Annotated in this window: 15 protein-coding genes; 2 read left to right on the top strand and 13 right to left on the bottom strand. The window is 63.4% G+C overall.

The features are described from left to right. Nucleotides 1-107 precede the first annotated feature (107 nt). From ACPPVP_RS14200 to ltnD, 9 genes are all read right to left on the bottom strand, one after another. Nucleotides 108-1,859 (bottom strand): methyl-accepting chemotaxis protein, encoded by a 1,752-nt coding sequence (locus tag ACPPVP_RS14200; RefSeq protein ID WP_426535208.1) that lies wholly within the window; start codon nucleotides 1,857-1,859, stop codon nucleotides 108-110. Between the two features lie 255 nt (nucleotides 1,860-2,114). Next, nucleotides 2,115-2,840 carry a helix-turn-helix domain-containing protein gene (locus ACPPVP_RS14195; RefSeq protein ID WP_426535206.1) on the bottom strand — a complete coding sequence of 242 codons (726 nt, stop codon included), beginning with the start codon at nucleotides 2,838-2,840 and terminating at the stop codon, nucleotides 2,115-2,117. A 794-nt stretch (nucleotides 2,841-3,634) separates the two neighbouring features. Further along, nucleotides 3,635-5,335 (bottom strand): methyl-accepting chemotaxis protein, encoded by a 1,701-nt coding sequence (locus tag ACPPVP_RS14190; RefSeq protein ID WP_426535204.1) that lies wholly within the window; start codon nucleotides 5,333-5,335, stop codon nucleotides 3,635-3,637. A 255-nt stretch (nucleotides 5,336-5,590) separates the two neighbouring features. Next, a complete protein-coding gene (locus ACPPVP_RS14185; RefSeq protein WP_426535202.1) occupies nucleotides 5,591-7,621 on the bottom strand; it encodes a methyl-accepting chemotaxis protein in 2,031 nt (676 codons plus the stop codon). 231 nt (nucleotides 7,622-7,852) lie between these two features. Then, nucleotides 7,853-9,544 (bottom strand): methyl-accepting chemotaxis protein, encoded by a 1,692-nt coding sequence (locus tag ACPPVP_RS14180; RefSeq protein ID WP_426535200.1) that lies wholly within the window; start codon nucleotides 9,542-9,544, stop codon nucleotides 7,853-7,855. Between the two features lie 176 nt (nucleotides 9,545-9,720). Beyond that, complete coding sequence (gene otnK / locus ACPPVP_RS14175) at nucleotides 9,721-10,998, bottom strand: 3-oxo-tetronate kinase (protein ID WP_426535198.1); 1,278 nt, start codon at nucleotides 10,996-10,998, stop codon at nucleotides 9,721-9,723. Further along, nucleotides 10,995-11,777 (bottom strand): 2-oxo-tetronate isomerase, encoded by a 783-nt coding sequence (otnI, locus tag ACPPVP_RS14170; RefSeq protein ID WP_426535196.1) that lies wholly within the window; start codon nucleotides 11,775-11,777, stop codon nucleotides 10,995-10,997. Before otnI ends, otnK begins: the two co-directional genes overlap by 4 nt. A 42-nt stretch (nucleotides 11,778-11,819) precedes the next feature. Further along, nucleotides 11,820-12,128 carry a hypothetical protein gene (locus tag ACPPVP_RS14165; protein WP_426535194.1) on the bottom strand — a complete coding sequence of 103 codons (309 nt, stop codon included), beginning with the start codon at nucleotides 12,126-12,128 and terminating at the stop codon, nucleotides 11,820-11,822. Between the two features lie 11 nt (nucleotides 12,129-12,139). Then, on the bottom strand, nucleotides 12,140-13,054 hold the full coding sequence (gene ltnD / locus ACPPVP_RS14160) for an L-threonate dehydrogenase (protein ID WP_426535192.1): 915 nt from the start codon (nucleotides 13,052-13,054) through the stop codon (nucleotides 12,140-12,142). A gap of 120 nt (nucleotides 13,055-13,174) precedes the next feature. On the opposite strand from ltnD, the gene ACPPVP_RS14155 reads away from it, so the two are divergent. Further along, on the top strand, nucleotides 13,175-13,837 hold the full coding sequence (locus ACPPVP_RS14155; protein ID WP_426535190.1) for an aldolase: 663 nt from the start codon (nucleotides 13,175-13,177) through the stop codon (nucleotides 13,835-13,837). Between the two features lie 7 nt (nucleotides 13,838-13,844). Further along, nucleotides 13,845-14,435, top strand: coding sequence for a hypothetical protein (locus ACPPVP_RS14150; RefSeq protein WP_426535188.1), 591 nt, complete (start codon nucleotides 13,845-13,847; stop codon nucleotides 14,433-14,435). Between the two features lie 110 nt (nucleotides 14,436-14,545). Here the strand turns inward: ACPPVP_RS14150 and ACPPVP_RS14145 are convergent, their stop codons facing one another. From ACPPVP_RS14145 to ACPPVP_RS14130, 4 genes are read right to left on the bottom strand one after another with little or no spacing between them, the layout of a single operon-like run. Continuing rightward, nucleotides 14,546-15,250 (bottom strand): ABC transporter ATP-binding protein, encoded by a 705-nt coding sequence (locus ACPPVP_RS14145; RefSeq protein WP_426535186.1) that lies wholly within the window; start codon nucleotides 15,248-15,250, stop codon nucleotides 14,546-14,548. After that, the gene (locus ACPPVP_RS14140; protein WP_426535184.1) at nucleotides 15,234-15,968 is read right to left on the bottom strand and encodes an ABC transporter ATP-binding protein; all 735 of its coding nucleotides are present in this window, start codon (nucleotides 15,966-15,968) and stop codon (nucleotides 15,234-15,236) included. Before ACPPVP_RS14140 ends, ACPPVP_RS14145 begins: the two co-directional genes overlap by 17 nt. Further along, complete coding sequence (locus ACPPVP_RS14135; protein WP_426535182.1) at nucleotides 15,965-16,945, bottom strand: branched-chain amino acid ABC transporter permease; 981 nt, start codon at nucleotides 16,943-16,945, stop codon at nucleotides 15,965-15,967. Before ACPPVP_RS14135 ends, ACPPVP_RS14140 begins: the two co-directional genes overlap by 4 nt. Beyond that, nucleotides 16,945-17,778: a branched-chain amino acid ABC transporter permease gene (locus tag ACPPVP_RS14130; RefSeq protein WP_249129557.1), complete on the bottom strand. Its 834-nt coding sequence runs from the start codon at nucleotides 17,776-17,778 to the stop codon at nucleotides 16,945-16,947. The genes ACPPVP_RS14135 and ACPPVP_RS14130 overlap by 1 nt, the downstream gene beginning before the upstream one ends. Nucleotides 17,779-17,837 lie beyond the last annotated feature (59 nt).

The raw sequence follows: 17,837 nt of genomic DNA, 5'->3' as shown, positions 1-17,837 counted from the left end.
AGCCCAGTCGACTGCGCTGATTTAGCCGAAGCGCGGCCAAAAGGCCAATTCCGGCAGCGCAGCCGCCCTTCACTTCCCCGGCATAGCTCGGCTCGGGCGGGCCTGCCTCAAGCCGCCCGCACCGAATCCAGGAACTTGCCGACTTCGAGCTTGAGGCGGTTGGAGTCCGACGACAGCGACTGCGCCGCGGAGAGCACCTGCGACGAGGCCGAGCCGGTCTCGCTGGCGCCGCGCTGCACGTCGGTGATGTTGGAGGAGACCTGCTGCGTGCCCTGGGCCGCCTGCTGCACGTTGCGCGAGATTTCCTGCGTCGCCGCGCCCTGCTCTTCCACCGCCGCCGCAATAGTCGAGGCGATCTCGGACAGCCTTTCGATGGTGCCGCTGATCGCCTGGATCGCGTCTACCGACTCCTGGGTCGCGCCCTGGATGCTGGTAATCTGCTGCCCGATCTCGCCGGTGGCCTTCGCGGTCTGTTCCGCCAGCGCCTTCACTTCTGAGGCCACGACGGCAAAACCGCGGCCGGCTTCACCGGCGCGCGCCGCCTCGATGGTGGCATTGAGCGCCAGGAGGTTGGTCTGGCCGGCGATGGTGTTGATGAGTTCGACCACGTCGCCGATGCGGGCGGCCGCCTTCGACAATTCGCTAACGCGGTCATTGGTGTGACGGGCCTGGTCGACGGCCTCGCCGGCCATCCGCGCCGATTCCTGCACCTGGCGGCTGATCTCGTTCACCGAGGAGGACAGTTCCTCCGTCGCCGACGCCACCGACTGCACGTTGGTGGATGCCTCTTCCGAAGCCGCTGCCACCATGGTCGTCACTTCCTGCGCGCGCTCGGCGGTCGCCGTCAGCGTGCCGGCGGAAGCTTCGAGTTCGGTCGACGCGGATGACACGGTCTCGACGATCTCGCCGACGGCGGCCTCGAAGGAATCCGCCAGTCTGACCATGTCGGCCTTGCGCTGCTGGGCCGCGATCTGATCTTGCTTCATCTTGGCCTCCGCCTCCTCGCGCGCCTTCTGTTCCGAGACGACCTTGAATTTCTCGACGGCGCCGGCGACCGCGCCGAGTTCGTCCTTGCGGCCGAGGCCCGGCAGCACCACGGCGAAATTGCCGCCGGCGAGTTCTTCCATTGATACGCTCAATGCGCGCATCGGGCGGGCGATGGTGAAGAAGGAGAAAATGCTGGTTACGATCAGCAACAGAACCGTGCCGATACCGAGTGCCAGGGATTCCCACTCGGACGTTGCCATTTCCCGTGCTCCCTGCGCAGCCTGTTCTTCCACGTTGTGCTTGGCGAAATTGGCGATCTGGTCGCTGAGCGGCTCGATTTCTGCAACGATCGGCAGCGTTACCGCGCGCGCGATGCGCATGACTTCTTCATTCAGCTTGGCAACCCGCGCCGCAGCATCGGCGCCGCCGCCAGCCGCAGCAACCGCCTCGCCGCGAACCTTCGCGATCTGCTCGGCACCTTTCCCATAATCCGCCGCTCTCGCTTTGAGGTGTTCGATGCGCGCGCGGTTTTCGGTGGATTTCGACAGTTGTTGCATCTCGTCGGCAAACTTGTTGAGCGACGTCAGTCGGGCCGACACGTAGTCCTTTGCCTTCTGCAGGTCCGCCGCGTTATCGGCGAGGCGCAGGTCACGGATGCCGATCTGCATGCCGCGCAGCGAGGCCTTGGCGTCCACCGCGTCGCGGGCGATCGTCTGCTGTCCGGCCATGCGCGCGTCGAGATCGCGCGTCGCCGTGTTGGACCGGATCTGGACAATCACCATCGTGGCGACGAGCAGCACACCGAGGCCCGAGGCGATGCCAAGTTTGGCGCCGATCGAGAGATTGAGAAGGAAACGTGTGATGCTCGACATGATAGGCGTCCTTAAAAAATACCTGGGTCACTGAAATCGCAGCTATGCCGTTGTTTCCCGCCCTGCGGGATCACGGTTGAAAAGCGCCGGGCCGAACATTTGGACGAGCCGTTCGTTGCGAACGAAGGGCTCCTGCGGCGAAGCCACAGAGCGGCACTCATGTCGCTAAGGTTTCATACGATGGTTAATCGGGGGCTAAGCAGAGAGACTCGGGCAAATCGTAGAACTACGGTGCCGTCGCTCGCTTCGCCGGTATTACGACTGACTATCCGTATTCTTACGTGCCGCCGACAAGGTCTGCTGCGGCGTTTCGCCAAACAACTCGCGGTACAGCGCGGTGAACTCGCCCATGTGCCAGAAGCCGTTCACTAGTGCGACCGCCTTGATCGATTGCAGCGACGCCCCCCGCAGCAGTTGCTGACGCACGCTCCACAGCCGCCGCAGCCGCATATACCGATGCATGCTCATGCCGCGAATCGCAACCACGGCGTTATGCAGCGTCCGGACCGAGACCCCGAGCTGTCGTGCCACGTCGGCGCTGTACAGCGTCTTGCCGGCGTTGACGGCGACGAACTCGTCGAATTTCCGGACCAGCGACAGATAGTGGTTCAGACTGAGGCGCTTGGCTTCGGATGCCGGCGATGCGGCAGCCATCGCCAGATCGACCGCCTGCAGGATCGATTCTTCGATACTCTCGATCACAGCAGGCTGAACCAGAGTTTCAGGCGAATGCGATGCGAGTGTCAGGACATCGCGCAACGTCGTGCGAAGCGCATCGGATTTGGCAGGTTCCGTCGCAATCACCTGAGCGCGGTCGAACTCGCCCGGCCAGCCGCGATCGTCGATGGAATCGAAGTTCACGAAGGCGACCAGATTGGACTGTTGCTCCACGATCTCACATTTTGCGCTGCCTTTGACCAGCAGGAAGGCTGGCGCGCGAGCCTCCACACCGTTCAGGATCAGCGACGCCGCATCGTCCATCAGCAGACCGACGATCGCCCCGGTCGTGGAATATTGCACCTGAAGGATTCGCGGAAATGTGCGCTGCAGATAGATCGTGCAGGCCTTCAGCCGCAGCGAGGCGAATGACGCGGCAAAGTCCCGGCAATCGAGCGGAATGCTGTTTGCCTCGCCCAATCCTTCGATGCTCCGAAAATGATCGAAATCCGGAGACCGGCTGATCTTCACGAAGTCAGAGTCAACTAGTTCATCAAGCAACGACACGCGGCGGTCATCCGAGCCGTCGGTAGCGATCGTCGCAACAACGAAAAAAAGCGCTAGCCGGAAATGAGAGGGATCGTACGCGCAACTTGACCATGGCGGATGGGTGCCTCGATGCGCCCTGCCATCGGATGAAGCGTCTTGAGTCCTGGCGCGTCTTCATTGACGCGGAACATATGGCATCAGATTCTGGCATCAGACCTTCACGATGCCTTTGTATATTACCGAGTTTTCCCGATTTCGGAAATTCGTTGGCCACATTCGCCACAAGTTTCACGCAACGCGATTGGTCGGCTGATGCCGCAATCGCTATTTTACGATCTAGGGATGTTTCCTGTTCCTCATACAGCCGAACAACCGGCTTCCTGAAGGCAGCCTGCGCTTCTGATTCGAATCATTGCCGGTCGCAAAGCGGTATCAGACGCCGGCTTCGGACCGAATTGTCGGCGCTAGATTCTTGTTTTGACCGTTTTCTACCGCAGATAAGTCTACGCAATCTGCGCAAGCTTGATTGCTATGCGAACCGGCATCCACTTCGCTCGAAAACGCTACGATCATGCCGCCCGTACCGAGTCGAGGAACCTGCCGACCTCGAGCTTGAGGCGGTTGGAGTCGCCCGAGAGCGATTGCGCGGCCGCGAGCACCTGCGAGGACGCAGATCCGGTTTCGCTGGCGCCGCGCTGCACGTCGCCGATGTTGGAGGACACCTGCTGGGTACCCGTCGCCGCCTGCTGCACGTTGCGGGAAATCTCCTGCGTCGCGGCGCCCTGCTCTTCCACGGCGGCTGCGATGGTCGACGAAATCTCCGACAGTTTTTCAATCGTGCCGCTGATCGCCTGGATCGCGTTCACCGATTCCTGGGTCGCCGCCTGGATGCCGGTGACCTGCTGGCCGATCTCGCCGGTGGCCTTTGCGGTCTGCTCGGCCAGCGCCTTGACCTCGGACGCCACGACCGCGAAGCCGCGGCCGGCTTCGCCGGCGCGCGCCGCCTCGATGGTGGCGTTGAGCGCCAGCAGATTGGTCTGGCCCGCGATGGTGTTGATCAGCTCGACGACGTCGCCGATGCGGGTTGCCGCCTTCGACAATTCGCTGACGCGTTCGTTGGTGAACCGCGCCTGATCGACGGCGTCATTGGCCATCCGCGCCGATTGCTGCACCTGGCGGCTGATCTCGGTGACGGATGAAGCCATCTCCTCGGTGGCGGAGGCCACCGATTGGACGTTGGTGGAGGCTTCCTCGGAGGCCGCCGCGACCGTCGTCGCGAGTTCCTGCGCGCGTTCCGCGGTCGCCGTGAGCGTACCCGCCGAGGCCTCGAGCTGGCCGGACGCAGACGACACCGTTTCGACGATCCGGCCGACCGCCGCCTCGAAATCGTCGGCCATCTTGTTCATGTCCGCCTTGCGGCTCGCGACAGCCCGGGTCTCTGCGGCGCGCTGCTCCGCCTCCAGCGACTGGCGGGCAACGGCGTTGCTCTTGAATACTTCGACGGCCTTGGCCATCTCGCCGATCTCGTCGCCGCGCCCGATGCCCGGCACTTCGACGGCGAGGTTGCCGCTGGCAAGGTCGTTCATGGTGACGGTCATAAGCTGCAGCGGTGCGGTGACGCTGCGCGCCACGAAGATCGAGACAGCGAGCATGAACAGCAGGATCACGCCGATGACGATCAGGGAGCGCTGGGTCGAAGCCCAGGCCTGCGCCTTCAGGTCGTCGATATAGACGCCGGTGCCGACGACCCAGTTCCACGGCGCGAAGCCGACCACGTAGGACAATTTCGGCTGCGGTTTGTCGAAGCCCGGCTTGGGCCACTCATAGGGAACGAAGCCTGAGCCGCTCTTTTTGACCGTATCGACGAAGTCGACGAACAACAGCTTGCCGTTCGGATCCTTGTAGGACGACAGATCGTTGCCGTTCATTTCCGGCTTGATCGGATGCATCACCATCTTCGGATGCATGTCGTTGATCCAGAAATAGTCGTTGTTGCCGTAGCGGAGCGCCGCGAGCCGCGCCATCGCGCGCTTCTGGGCGTCGGCGTCCGAAACGCCGCCCTTCTGTGCCGCAGCATGCTCTTCCTTGACGATGCCAAGCGCGAGCTCGCCGAGGTGCTGCAATTCGATCTGCTTCTGCTGATCGAGGCTCGATGCCAGCTCGCGCGAGCCGAGAAAAGCAACGCCCAGCAGCCCGATAAAGCTGAGGCAGATCAGGGCATAGATCCTTCGGCCAACCGTCATCCTGGCCCGGCCTATCATTCCAAACATGTGTGATCTCCGCGACAGGGGTTGTCGGTCCCATTGCGCGGAATCGTATATGTCAGCCTGCTCTCTTCCCGTTAATTGCTACTCAGTAGATATACCGAGTTTCTGTTAACTACGCCCTGCGCGGCCGGCGCCAGCAAGGCGGTGATTCAGCGGGACGATGCCGGCGTCGGAGCCGGCTTTGCCTCGGGTCCCGAACGGCAAAAAGCCCGCCCCTTGTTCAGTGACGGGCTATCCTGGGCAGGATCGATCGGCTGCTTATGCCGCCCGCACCGAATTGAGGAACTTGCCGACCTCGCGCTTGAGACGGCCACTGTCCGACGACAACGACTGGGCCGAGGAGAGCACCTGCGAAGAAGCCGTGCCGGTCTCGCCGGCGCCGCGCTGCACATCGGTGATGTTGGCAGAGACCTGCTGGGTGCCGCGGGCGGCCTGCTGCACATTGCGGGAGATTTCCTGGGTCGCGGCGCCCTGCTCTTCCACGGCGGCCGCAATGGTCGAGGAGATCTCCGACAGCTTCTCGATCGTGGAGCTGATCGCCTGGATCGCCCCGACCGACTCCTCGGTCGCGGCCTGGATGCCGGTGATCTGCTGGCCGATCTCGCCGGTCGCCTTCGAGGTTTGTTCCGCCAGCGCCTTGACCTCGGACGCCACGACGGCAAAACCGCGGCCGGCATCGCCGGCGCGCGCCGCCTCGATGGTGGCGTTGAGCGCAAGCAGATTGGTCTGCTCGGCGATGGTGTTGATGAGCTCGACCACCGCGCCGATGCGGGCTGCCGCCTTCGACAATTCGCTGACGCGATCATTGGTGGTGCGGGCCTGATCGACGGCCTCATTGGCCATCCGCGCCGATTCCTGAACCTGCCGGCCGATCTCGGTGATGGACGAGGCCATCTCCTCGGTGGAGGAGGCCACCGACTGCACATTGGTGGAGGCTTCCTCGGAAGCCGCGGCCACCATCGTGGTCAGCTCCTGGGCCCGTTCGGCGGTTGCCGTCAGCGTGCCGGCGGAGGCTTCGAGTTCGGTCGACGCCGAGGACACGGTCTCCACGATCTTGCCGACCGCGCCTTCGAAATCGTCGGCGAGCTTGATCATTTCGGCCTTGCGCCGCTGCGCCGCGACCTGGTCCTGGTTGATCTTGGTCTCGGCTTCCTCGCGCGCCTTGTGCTCGGCGTTCTCGCGAATGACGGTCACCGTCTTGGCGAGGTCGCCGATTTCGTCGCCGCGGCCGGCGCCCGGAATCTCGACGTCGAGATCGCCGCCGGCCATCCTGCCCAACGCACCGTTCAGGCGCGTCATCGGACGTGCGACGCCAAGGAAGGAAAACACCACCGACCCGATCAGCGACACGACGACGACGAGGGCCATGACCAGGCTGATCCGGTTGGCCTGCGCTGTTTCGGCGACCACCTCTTCCTTGGAGGTCTGCGCATTCTTCTTGGAATTCTCGACCGTTGCTTCCATCAGATCGGCGGCATCGGCGGCGGACTTGGTGGTGCGGTTGATGATGATGTCGTTCTTTACCTGCTCGGTCTTTACGGCTTCCTCGTTGGAGGCCAGGAAGCGCTTGACGATCGAAGACAGGTTGCTGACCACGACCAGCAACTCGCGGTCGTCCGCCTCTCCGCGCAGCTTGTTGAAGACATCCTTCAGCGAGGCCTCGGTCTTGGCCATCTCGGTGACCAAATTGGCATCGCCGGTGGCGCCGAGCTTCCAGGCCGCCGCCCGCAGCGTGCTCACCCTTGCATCGGCCTGAAACAGCAGACGTTCGATCTCAAGGCGGTTGTCCAGCTTCGCCATGGCGGGCGAACCCAGCTGCGCCGCGACGGCCTTGGTCCATTCATCCGAGACGGCCGAGCGCTTGTCGATCTGCGCCAGCAGCGTGATCTGCGCCTTGGCGAGATCTTCCACGGCAGCCGTAAAGCCTTCCATCAGGGCCTTGGTCTTCTGCAGCCGATCCTGGGTGGCCGTCATCTTTGCCGTTTCGAGCGCGGCCTCGATGTCCTTCGCCATGGCGGCCTTGTGCCGCTGCAGGTCGGCGACAGTCTTTTCGACATCGGCGGGAGTTCGCGCCAGCCTGATATCGCGGGCGGCGAGCTGTATCTTGCGAAGTTCGAGATGTGCCTCCAGCGAGGTATCGGCCACCTTCTGCGAGCGGGCAGCCCGATCATTGGCAGCCGTGACCGCAGATTCGGTGATTATCTGGTTGGCCACCATGCCGATCGCCAGCAAGACGCCGACCGCCCCGGCCAAGCCCAGTTTGTTTCCGATGCGGTTGAGCTTGATCATGTCGACGACCCCAAATTTTCTGAAGCAAGTTTTCCGGAAGCGGAATTTGCTCGGCAGCGGAACCAGCAACCTGCGCGCGCGGTCCCGAAATTACCGGCAGCGTAGCCGGGACCGGTTAATTTCCGCTTGCGCGGAGGTATCGGGTTGCAGTCCCGCCAGATTCGCGTCAGACGAGAAAAGGCCCGGCTCCCTTCCGGAAGACGGGCCCTTTGTCTGCCGCCGACCCGTTCGTCAGGCCGCCCGGACCGAATCCAGAAACCGGCCGACTTCGAGCTTCAGGCGATGGCTGTCGCCCGACAGCGACTGCGCCGCCGAGAGCACCTGCGAGGAGGCGGCGCCGGTCTCTCCGGCACCGCGTTGCACGTCGGAGATGTTGGAGGAAACCTGCTGGGTTCCGCGGGCAGCCTGCTGGACGTTGCGCGAAATTTCCTGCGTCGCCGCGCCTTGCTCTTCCACGGCAGCCGCGATGGCCGAGGAAATCTCTGCCAACCGTTCAATGGTGCCGCTGATCTCCTTGATCGCATTGACCGACTCCTGGGTCGCGCCCTGAATGCCGGTAATCTGCTGGCTGATCTCGCCGGTGGCTTTTGCCGTCTGCTCGGCGAGCGCCTTCACTTCCGACGCCACGACCGCAAAGCCGCGGCCGGCGTCGCCGGCGCGCGCCGCCTCGATGGTGGCGTTGAGCGCCAGCAAATTGGTCTGGCCAGCGATGGTGTTGATGAGCTCGACCACGTCGCCGATACGGCTCGCCGCCTTGGACAGCTGGCTGACCCGATCGTTGGTGACGCGGGCCTGGCCCACCGCATCGGTTGCCATCCGCGCCGATTCCTGCACCTGACGGCCGATCTCGGTGACCGAGGAGGACAGCTCTTCGGTCGCCGATGCCACCGACTGCACGTTGGCAGAGGCTTCCCCGGAAGCCGACGCCACCGTTGACGTCAGCGTCTGCGACCGTTCGGCCGTCGCAGACAGCGTGCCGGCGGAGGCTTCGAGTTGTGTCGAAGCCGACGATACCGTCTGCACGATCTCTCCTATCACGCTTTCGAAATTGCGGGTGATGCCGTCAACGCGGCGGCCGCGTTCGATCTTGGCTTCGGCGTCGAGCGCCGCGGCCTCGTCGGCGGCCTTCTTGGCGATCAGCTCCTGCTTGAACACCTGCAGCGTATCCGCCATGGCGCCGATTTCGGTCTTTTCGCCCTGATGCGGCACGTCCGCGTTCAGATCGCCTTTGCCCAGCGCCTGCATCGGAGCAACGATGGAGGCGATGCCGCTAGAGACGTCGCGAACCAGATAGGCGCTGACGGTGATACCGGCGATGACCGCCGCGCCGAGGATCACGGCCAGCATCATAAGCGCCGAGGCGTAGCTGTCGGCCGCATCGCTTGCCGCCTTGTCGGCGCCGGCGTTGTTGAGGTCGATGTCCTTCCTCAGGACGGCATCGGCATCCAGCCCGATCTTGTTGACCGTCTTGGTGTTCAGCTCATGGGCCTCACGGGCAATCTGGCCGACCGCCTTGCGGGACAGCGCCATGACCTCCTCGGTGCCCTTCTTGTAGCTTTCCCACAGCTTGACCCATTCATTGTACAGGACGCGCTCTTCCGGCGTGGTGATCAGCGGCTCATAGGTGGCGCGGATCTTGGCGTTGCTCTCGACGACGGTGGCGAGCGTCTTTTCCTGCGCCAGCTTCTCTTCCAGCGTCTCGGACAGCATGTGCTCGCGGATCACGTTGCGGTAGGTGATGACGCCGGCGCGCAGATCGCCGAGCACGCGGACGCTCGGCAGCCAGCTCGTCGAAATATCCACCGTATTGGCGTTGATGGCGCGCATGTTCCTGACCGCGAGCAGGCCCATTCCCGTCATTGCGACGAGCAGGAATGCCACGACGGTGATGATCTTGGTGCGGATGGAGTATTTGGCGAGCATGGCGGGAATCTCTTGGTTTTGGGCGTGAGGGAACGCCGAACGTGACGAGGCAGCGGGGAATCAAAAGGATCGCGTTGCGAAATAGAACCCGACACGTCCTCAGGTTGAGTTAACGACGTCGGGGTAAAAATACGTACGCGTCGGATGGCGCCGGGCCATGAACGCCGGCGCGGCGATCAGCGCATCAGCTTCAGAGCATCGGAGAAAAACTCCGCCCCGCCGAAATTGCCTGATTTCAGGGCAAGCAACATGTCGCCCTGGTCGGCGCCGACGGCACGCAAAACCGGCACTCCTGCAGCGATTTCTGCGCCTACGAGGAATCCGGGAATGTGCAGGCGATCGACCACGGCGCCTGAAGTTTCACCACCGGCGACCACCAGCCGCCGCACGCCGGAGCGCACCAAACCTTCCGCAATGTCCGCCATCGCCTGCTCAATGGCATGCCCAGCTGCATCGCGGCCATGACGAGATTGCAGAGCTGCCACCTGGTCCGGCGTCGAGCTTGAGGCGATCAGGACGGGTCCATCGCTGATTCGCTCGCTCGCCCAGGCCAGCCCGCGCTGCACCTCGGCGGGCCCTGCAACGACCTGTTCGGGATCGAGATGCAGCACGGCCATGGCCTTTTCGGCGTTGGCAATCTGGGCCAGCGTCGCCTGCGAGCAGCTCCCCGCCAGACATGCCGCCGGTCCGCCAAGCGGGGCGCCGGCCACCGCGCCAGCCGAAGCCGATTTGACCTTGCCGGAGGCGACCAGCGCCCGGGCGAGGCCAAGGCCAATGCCGGACGCGCCGACCGACAGCCGATGATCCAGCGCGACGGCGCCGATGGTTTCCAGATCGCGGTCGAACACCGCGTCGATGATCGCGGCGCCGAGACCCTTGCCCGCGAGATCGGCGAGCCGTCCGCGAACCGGATCGGTGCCGCGCGACAGCGTGGCGAGATCGACCAGCCCGACCTTGGTCCGGCTCTGGCGCGCCAGCACCCGCACCAGATTGGAATCATGCATCGGGTTGAGCGGGTGATCGTTCAGCGGGCTTTCATTCAGTGGCACGGAACCGACAAACAGGTTGCCCTGATAGACGGTGCGGCCGGTTTCCGGAAAGGCCGGCGTCACCAGCACGATCGCATCGCCGGAATCGGCGCGTAGCGCATCCATGACAGGGCCGATATTGCCGGCCTCGGTGGAATCGAAGGTCGAGCAGATCTTGAACAGCACGTGACCGGCGCCGCGGCCACGCAGCCATTTTTCGGCCGCGCGGGAGCGATCAACCGCAACATCAGCCGCGATCGAACGGCTCTTGAGCGACACCACGACCGCGTCGACCTCCGGCAGCACGAGGTCGTCCGACGGTACGCCGATGGTCTGCACCGTGCGCAGGCCCTGACGGGTCAGGGTGTTGGCGAGGTCGGAGGCGCCGGTGTAGTCGTCGGCGATGCAGCCAAGAGACAGTTTCACGGCTTTACTCCGGCATAGGGCTTGAACCAGCCGAGGCCGTCGGTGGTCTTGGCCCGCGGGTTATATTCGCAGCCGACGAAGCCGCCATAGCCGAGCCGGTCGAGTTCGGCGAACAGGAACGGATAGTTCAGTTCCTCGCCGTCGGGTTCGTTGCGCGAGGGAATGCTGGCGATCTGGACGTGGCCTGTGATCGGCATCATCTCGCGCAGCCGCATGGTGACGTCGCCATGAATGATCTGGCAGTGATAGATGTCGAACTGCAGTTTCAGGTTCGGGATCTTCAGCTCGGTGATCAGGTCGCGCGCGAAGCCAAAATCGTTGAGGAAGTAGCCGGGCACGTTGCGCGAGTTGATTGGCTCGATCACGACGTCGAGGCCGTGGGGCGCGAAGAATTCCGCGGCCCACGCCACCGATTTATAAAACTGTTCGACCGCTTTTGGTTCGCTTCGGTGGGCGATGCCGGCCATCAGATGCAGCCGCTTGACCCCGGTCGCCGTCGCGTAAGGCAACGCCGTCTCAAGGCTTCGCTTCAGATCGTCAAAACGCTCCGGCAGCGCCGCAAATCCCTTTTCGCCGGCGTCCCAATTGCCGGGCGGCAGATTGAATAGTGCCTGCGTCAGGCCGTTGCGCTTCAGCCGTTCGCCGACGGCCTCGGCCGGGTGATCATAGGGAAACAGGAATTCCACCGCGGTGAAGCCGGCCTTCGCCGCAGCGTCGAAGCGGTCGAGGAACGGAACGTCGGTGAACATCATGGAGAGATTGGCGGCAAAGCGGGGCATGCACTGTTCTCTTTTCAATTCGTTGTTGTGACCTGACTGGACTCAGCCGTAGACAGCCGAGTGCCAATACCTCCCCCCATCCCGAAAATATTCGTCTTCTTGCTCATCACAAAGAGGCTTAAGGGGGCGCCGGTTCACCTCATATCGCGTCATGAGCGCAATTAAGTCGCGCAGGCTTTCCTTGTCGATTGGACGCTCAACAATCAGCTCCAAGTCGCGTCCCCTACCGGTCACTTTCTTGATCGCAGGAATCGACTCCAGCCACGCGAAGAAATGATCCTCATCCGTCTGGCTGTAGAAAGGATTTGGCCCATTGATGAACAGAGCAGGGTTGGTGGCTTCAACTGTCAATCTGTCTGCTCCTACTTTGGCTCACCCGGCAGATGCGTGCCGGTGACCTTGGCATACATCCGCGCCACCGAGGCGTCGTCGTCGCGGCCCATGCCGGATGCGGCCGTCATCAAGAACATCTGCAGCGCAGCGGCGGCAACCGGCACCGGGAACTTTTGCGAGCGCGCCATGTCCTGGATGATGCCGAGGTCCTTGACGAAGATCTCCACCGCGCTACGCGGACTGTAATCGCCGTCGAGCACGTGCGGCATGCGGTTCTCGAACATCCAGGAATTGCCGGCGGACGCTGTGATCACCTCATAGACCTTTCTTATGTCGAGGCCCTGCTTGGCGGCGAACGCGATCGCTTCCGAGGCGGCGGCGATGTGGACGCCGGCAAGCAGCTGGTTGATCATCTTGAACGCGGCGCCCTGGCCGGCGTCATCGCCGAGCTCGTAAAGCTTTGCGGCCATCGCATCGAGCGCCGGGCGCGCCTTGGCAAAGGCCGCCGGACTGCCGGAGGCGAGGATGGTGAGTTCGCCCTGCGCCGCGCGCTGCGCGCCGCCGGAAATCGGGGCGTCGAGGTAGTGCCGCCCAGTGGCCTCGAGCTGTTTCGCCAGTCGCCGCGCGACGTCGGGGTCCATGGTAGCGGAAGAGATGAACACCGCGCCCTTCCCCAAGGTTTCGGCGACGCCATTGGCGCCAAACAGAATGGTCTCGGTTTGGGCCGCGTTGACGACCACGCTGACGACGATGTCGGCCGATTTCGCAGCCTCCGCCGGCGTGCTGGCCCCCTTGCCGCCATCGGCCACGAACCGCGCCACGGAGTCCGCCGAGACGTCGCAGCCGGTCACTTCGAGCCCGGCGCGGCGCAGCGAGGTCGCCATGCCGAACCCCATCGAGCCCAGCCCGATGACGGCAACGCGCGGTTTGGCGGATTCTGGCATGCGGCGGTCCCTCAATGGTTTCTGTTCCGGCCACTATCCGGCGGCGGCTTGTCTCTGGGTATCACGGCTTGGCCGCGCTGCCAAAGCGTGAGAAAAGGTTCAGGAAACTGGGCTATGTGCATGAGCGAAACAAGGATTCGCGAGGAAATCTGCCGCCTCGGCCGTTCGCTGTTCGAGCGCGGCCTGACGCCGGGCTCCTCGGGCAATATCAGCGTGAAACTCGACGACGGCGGCTGGCTGGTGACGCCGACCAACGCCTCGCTCGGCTCACTCGACCCGGCGCGGATGTCGCGGCTCGGGCCCGACGGAAAGCTGGTATCCGGCGATGCGCCGACCAAGGAAGTGCCGCTGCATACCGCCCTCTACCAGACCCGCAGCGCCGCACGCGCTGTGGTGCATCTGCATTCGACCCACTCGGTGGCGTTGTCGATGCTGCCCGAGATCGACCCCCGCGCCGCGCTGCCGCCGATGACGCCCTATTATCTGATGAAATGCGGGCAGACCGCGCTCGTGCCCTACTACCGCCCTGGCGACCCGGCAGTGGCCGAGGCGATCAAGGGGCTGGCCGGGAAATACTCTTCCGTGCTGCTCGCCAACCACGGTCCGGTGGTTTCAGGCGATACGCTGGAGGCTGCCGTTTACGCGATCGAGGAACTGGAGGAGACGGCAAAACTCTATCTGCTGCTGCGCGGGCTGAACCCGCGGTATCTGTCGCCGGATCAGGTAAAGGATTTGACGAAAGTGTTTGGGCTGACGCTGCCCGAAACTCACGATCACACATAGTCATCCCATGCAAACCAATCTCAAATACTTCAAGTCCGATAGAAAGTTCTGGGTGATTGGCTATGGGGCAGGCCACGGTCCCCTTCTGCTGAGAAGTGGAAAGACCGACGAACACCATACCCGCATCGACCTGCTAATTCTCGACATACGTGCGATGGAAATTAGATCCTGGTCCGAAGGATTTGAGATCGCGCTGGTTGATCAGGCCTATCTACGAGATTTGCGAAGCTGCCCCGCCGAGATGATGGAACCAGGACTCAATGTGTACGCCATCTCCGGCAAAGGGTGGCAAGGATTCATCCTTGGTGGAAAGCTTTGCGTCCATGAAGATGAAGCCGATTTCATGGCACCAAGTGCGTTCGCTGCTGCAAATCATGTAGGCCTGGCCCTAGCGGCAAGGCCAACGGACGCTGAGGTCGAAGCGGCGGCTCGTGTCCTTGATAAAGCGGGGCGCCACCATCATTGGTGGCCTAAAACCATTGCACCGTACGATGAGTTTGCCAAGACGGATCCGATCGCCAAGAGCGAGTTTGAAGGGCTCGTGGAACAGATGTTGATGGCCGCATCCGCGGCAAAGCGAAATACGGAAACGCCGTAACTCCCTGCAGTCGTAGCCCGGATGAGCGCAGCGACATCCAGCATTTCTCCCCGCATATCGCTGCGCTCGTGCGGGCTACGACTGCTGCACCGCGTCCGGGGCAACGAGCGTCACAATCCCAGATACGCCTTCCGCACATCCGGATTGACGCGGATGTCGGCAGCACTTCCCTGCATCAGCACGCGCCCGGTTTGCAGGATGTAGGCCCGGTCGGCGATCTCCAGACACTCGGCCATGCGCTGTTCGACGATCAGCACGGTCATGCCGGCGTCACGGATGCGTTTCACGGCCTGAAAAATTTCATCGACCAGCTTTGGCATGATGCCCTGCGACGGCTCGTCGAGCATCAACAGCCGCGGCCGCGTCATCAGCGCGCGGCCGATCGCCAGCATCTGCTGCTCGCCGCCGCTTAGCGTTTCGGCGCGCTGCTCCAGCCGCTCCGAGAGGCGCGGGAACAGCTGGAACACGAGATCGAGCGGCGCCTCGCGATCGGCCTGGCCACGAAAGAGATAGCTGCCGAGCCGCAGATTGTCGCGCACCGACAGCCGCGGAAACAGCCGGCGGTTTTCCGGCACATAGGCAATACCGTGCGAGGTGATGACGTGCTGCGCCATGCCGTCGATCCTGGTGCCGTCGAACGACACGGTGCCGGAGCGTGGGCGTTCCGCACCCGCAATCGATTTCAGCAATGTCGACTTGCCGGCGCCGTTGGCGCCGGCGACGCAGACAATCTCGCCTTTTTCCACTTCGATACTGACCGCTGATATGGCGACCAGGCCCTGATAGGCGGTGGTGACTTCATGCACCGACAGCATGACGATCCCCCAGATAGGCGCTGATGACTTTCGGATCGCGGACGACGTCGGCAGGCTTGCCCTCGACCAGCACCTTGCCGAGGTCGAGCACGATCGCGCGGTCGACCAGCGGCATCACGATTTCCATCACGTGTTCGACCATCAGCACGGTGACGCCGGTGTCGCGGACCTTGCGCACCAGCTCGACGCCGGTCTTCGCTTCGATCGGCGTCAGCCCGGTCAGCACTTCGTCGAGCAGCAGCAGCTTTGGCTCGGTTGCCAGAGCGCGGGCAACCTCGAGCCTGCGCTTTTCCGACGGGATCAGGTCGGCCGCGAGCACGTTGGCGCGCGGGCCGAGCCCGCAAAATTCCAGCACCTGATGCGCCTTGCGGCGGGCATCGCGCATCACGGTGGTGCGGACCAGGGCGCCGACGATGACATTGTCGATGACCGTCATGGTCTCAAAGCTCTTCACGACCTGGAACGTACGGCCGACGCCACGCTGGCAGCGTTCGGCCGCCGGCAGCGCCGTGACATCCTCACCGTCGAAGACGATCGAGCCTTGGGTGGGCGGCAGCACGCCCGCGATCAGGTTGAACAGCGTCGACTTGCCGGCGCCGTTCGGCCCGATCAGCCCGACGATTTCGCCACGTCCGACCGAGATCGAGACATCGCTGTTGGCGATCAGGCCGCCAAAACGCTGCCAGACGCCGCGGGTTTCCAGAAGCTGCGTCGTCATCGCGCCGCCTCCTTGCGCCTGGGCGCGAACAATCCGACCAGGCCCTGCGGCCGCGCCAGCGAGATCAGGATGATCAACCCGCCATAGACGATCAGGTCGACGCCGCGGCCCGAGCCGCCGATAAAGGAGCGCGTCAGCTCGGTCAGCGGGATCAGGATCACCGCGCCCAGCATCGGTCCCCACAATGTGCCGATGCCGCCCAGCACCGCGGGCAACGCCATCAGCAGCGAGAACTGGAAACCCATCACGCTTTCAGGATCGATATAGGAGACGAACTGCGCGTAGAAGCTGCCGCCGACCGCGACCAGAAACGCGGATACCGCGGCTGCGCCCATCTTGGAATTGAACACCACGACGCCAAGGCTTTCGGCGGCGTCCGGATTGTCCTTTACCGCGCGCCACCAATAGCCCCATTTGGAATCTTCCAGCCACCAGGTCACGAACCAGGCGACGCAGGCCAGCGCCAGCGCGAAGTAGAAGTACGGCAGCTTGCTGCGGGTGAACTGGAACTTGAGCCAGCTATCGCCGCGCACGGGAATATCGATGCCCATGGCCGCGCCCGCCCAGTCCCAGTTGTGGAACAGCAGCAGCCCGATCTCGGCGATGACGATGGTGGCGATGACGAAGTAATGTCCGCGCAGGCGGAAGCAGGGATAGCCGAGCGCCATCGCGATGATGGCCGAGATCACGCCGCCGCCGATCATGCCGAACCACGGCAACACGCCGAACTTGGTGAACAGCAATGCCGTGGTATAGGCGCCGATCCCGAAATAGAGCGCGTGACCGAGCGATATCTGTCCGCAATAGCCGGAGAGAATGTTCCAGCTCTGCGACAACGCGCCCCACATCAGCGTCAGCACCATGATGTTCTGGACATAGACGTCCTTGACGAACAGCGGCACCACGGCTGCAATCGCGGCGAGAACAAATGCGACGACGAGGTCGCGGCGGCGGCTTCTGGCGAAATCCGTATCCATCACATCGATCCGAACAGGCCGCGCGGCCGGACGAAGACGACAAGGAGATAGACCGCGTAAATTCCGACCGCCTTGAGCGAGGGCGGCAGCAGCAATGCGGTGGTCGCCTCGACGAGGCCGACGATGATGCCGCCGGCAAAGGCGCCGAACACGCTGCCGAAGCCGCCAAGCGCCACCGTCACATAGGCGATCAGGGCGAACGAAGCGCCGACGTCCGGATAGATGTAGAAGAACATCGCCATGACCGCGCCGGACAGCCCCACCAGCGCCGCGCCAAGGCCCCAGCCCAGCGCAAACACCCTGTTCTTGTCGATGCCGACCAGCGCCACGGCGCCGGCGTCCTCGCGGGTCGCTTCGAGCGCGCGGCCGAAGTCCGTGCGGTTGATGAAGAGATAGAGCGCGCCGAAGGCGGCGATCGCGACCAGGGCGCCGACCAGTTGCGGCACCGGCAGGAAGATGCCGGCGACCGAGACGGTTTTGCCGCCAAGCCATGAATGCGTGACGCTACGGTAGTCCGGCGTGAAGAAGTATTGCGCCAGGCCGCGCATGACGATCGCCAGTCCAAACGTGGAGAAGATCTGCACCATGCCGGCATTGGCTTTTGCGCGCACGGCAAAGCGCACGATCAATAGATAGACCACGGCGCCAAACACGAACAGCGCGGCCGCGACCAGCGGCGCGGACAGCAAGGGGTCGATCGCGAAGAAGGCGAACAGGAAAAACGTCGCATACATCGCGATCATCAGGAATTCGCCATGGGCGAAGTTCACGACGTCCATCAGGCCGAAGATCAGCGCCAGGCCGACCGCGATCAGGCCGTAGAGCAGCCCCATCAGGAGGCCGCTCGCCAGGCTCTGGATGATGGTTTCGGCGGTCACTGGGATCCCCCCAT

The organism is Bradyrhizobium sp. McL0615, assembly GCF_049993905.1.
Lineage (GTDB): Bacteria > Pseudomonadota > Alphaproteobacteria > Rhizobiales > Xanthobacteraceae > Bradyrhizobium.
The sequence above is the reverse complement of the archived record's forward strand: the minus strand, read 5'-3'. Positions and strand labels throughout refer to the sequence as shown.

Bases quoted from the DNA above. Each gene is read 5' to 3' on its own strand.
- ACPPVP_RS14155 (WP_426535190.1), top strand. From the start codon at position 13,175: ATGAGCGAAACAAGGATTCGCGAGGAAATCTGCCGCCTCGGCCGTTCG.
- ACPPVP_RS14190 (WP_426535204.1), bottom strand. From the start codon at position 5,335: ATGTTTGGAATGATAGGCCGGGCCAGGATGACGGTTGGCCGAAGGATC.
- ACPPVP_RS14135 (WP_426535182.1), bottom strand. From the start codon at position 16,945: ATGGATACGGATTTCGCCAGAAGCCGCCGCCGCGACCTCGTCGTCGCA.
- ACPPVP_RS14180 (WP_426535200.1), bottom strand. From the start codon at position 9,544: ATGCTCGCCAAATACTCCATCCGCACCAAGATCATCACCGTCGTGGCA.
- ACPPVP_RS14130 (WP_249129557.1), bottom strand. From the start codon at position 17,778: ATGGGGCTGCTCTACGGCCTGATCGCGGTCGGCCTGGCGCTGATCTTC.
- ACPPVP_RS14195 (WP_426535206.1), bottom strand. From the start codon at position 2,840: ATGGACGATGCGGCGTCGCTGATCCTGAACGGTGTGGAGGCTCGCGCG.
- ACPPVP_RS14150 (WP_426535188.1), top strand. From the start codon at position 13,845: ATGCAAACCAATCTCAAATACTTCAAGTCCGATAGAAAGTTCTGGGTG.
- ltnD (WP_426535192.1), bottom strand. From the start codon at position 13,054: ATGCCAGAATCCGCCAAACCGCGCGTTGCCGTCATCGGGCTGGGCTCG.
- ACPPVP_RS14140 (WP_426535184.1), bottom strand. From the start codon at position 15,968: ATGACGACGCAGCTTCTGGAAACCCGCGGCGTCTGGCAGCGTTTTGGC.
- otnI (WP_426535196.1), bottom strand. From the start codon at position 11,777: ATGCCCCGCTTTGCCGCCAATCTCTCCATGATGTTCACCGACGTTCCG.
- ACPPVP_RS14200 (WP_426535208.1), bottom strand. From the start codon at position 1,859: ATGTCGAGCATCACACGTTTCCTTCTCAATCTCTCGATCGGCGCCAAA.
- ACPPVP_RS14145 (WP_426535186.1), bottom strand. From the start codon at position 15,250: ATGCTGTCGGTGCATGAAGTCACCACCGCCTATCAGGGCCTGGTCGCC.
- ACPPVP_RS14185 (WP_426535202.1), bottom strand. From the start codon at position 7,621: ATGATCAAGCTCAACCGCATCGGAAACAAACTGGGCTTGGCCGGGGCG.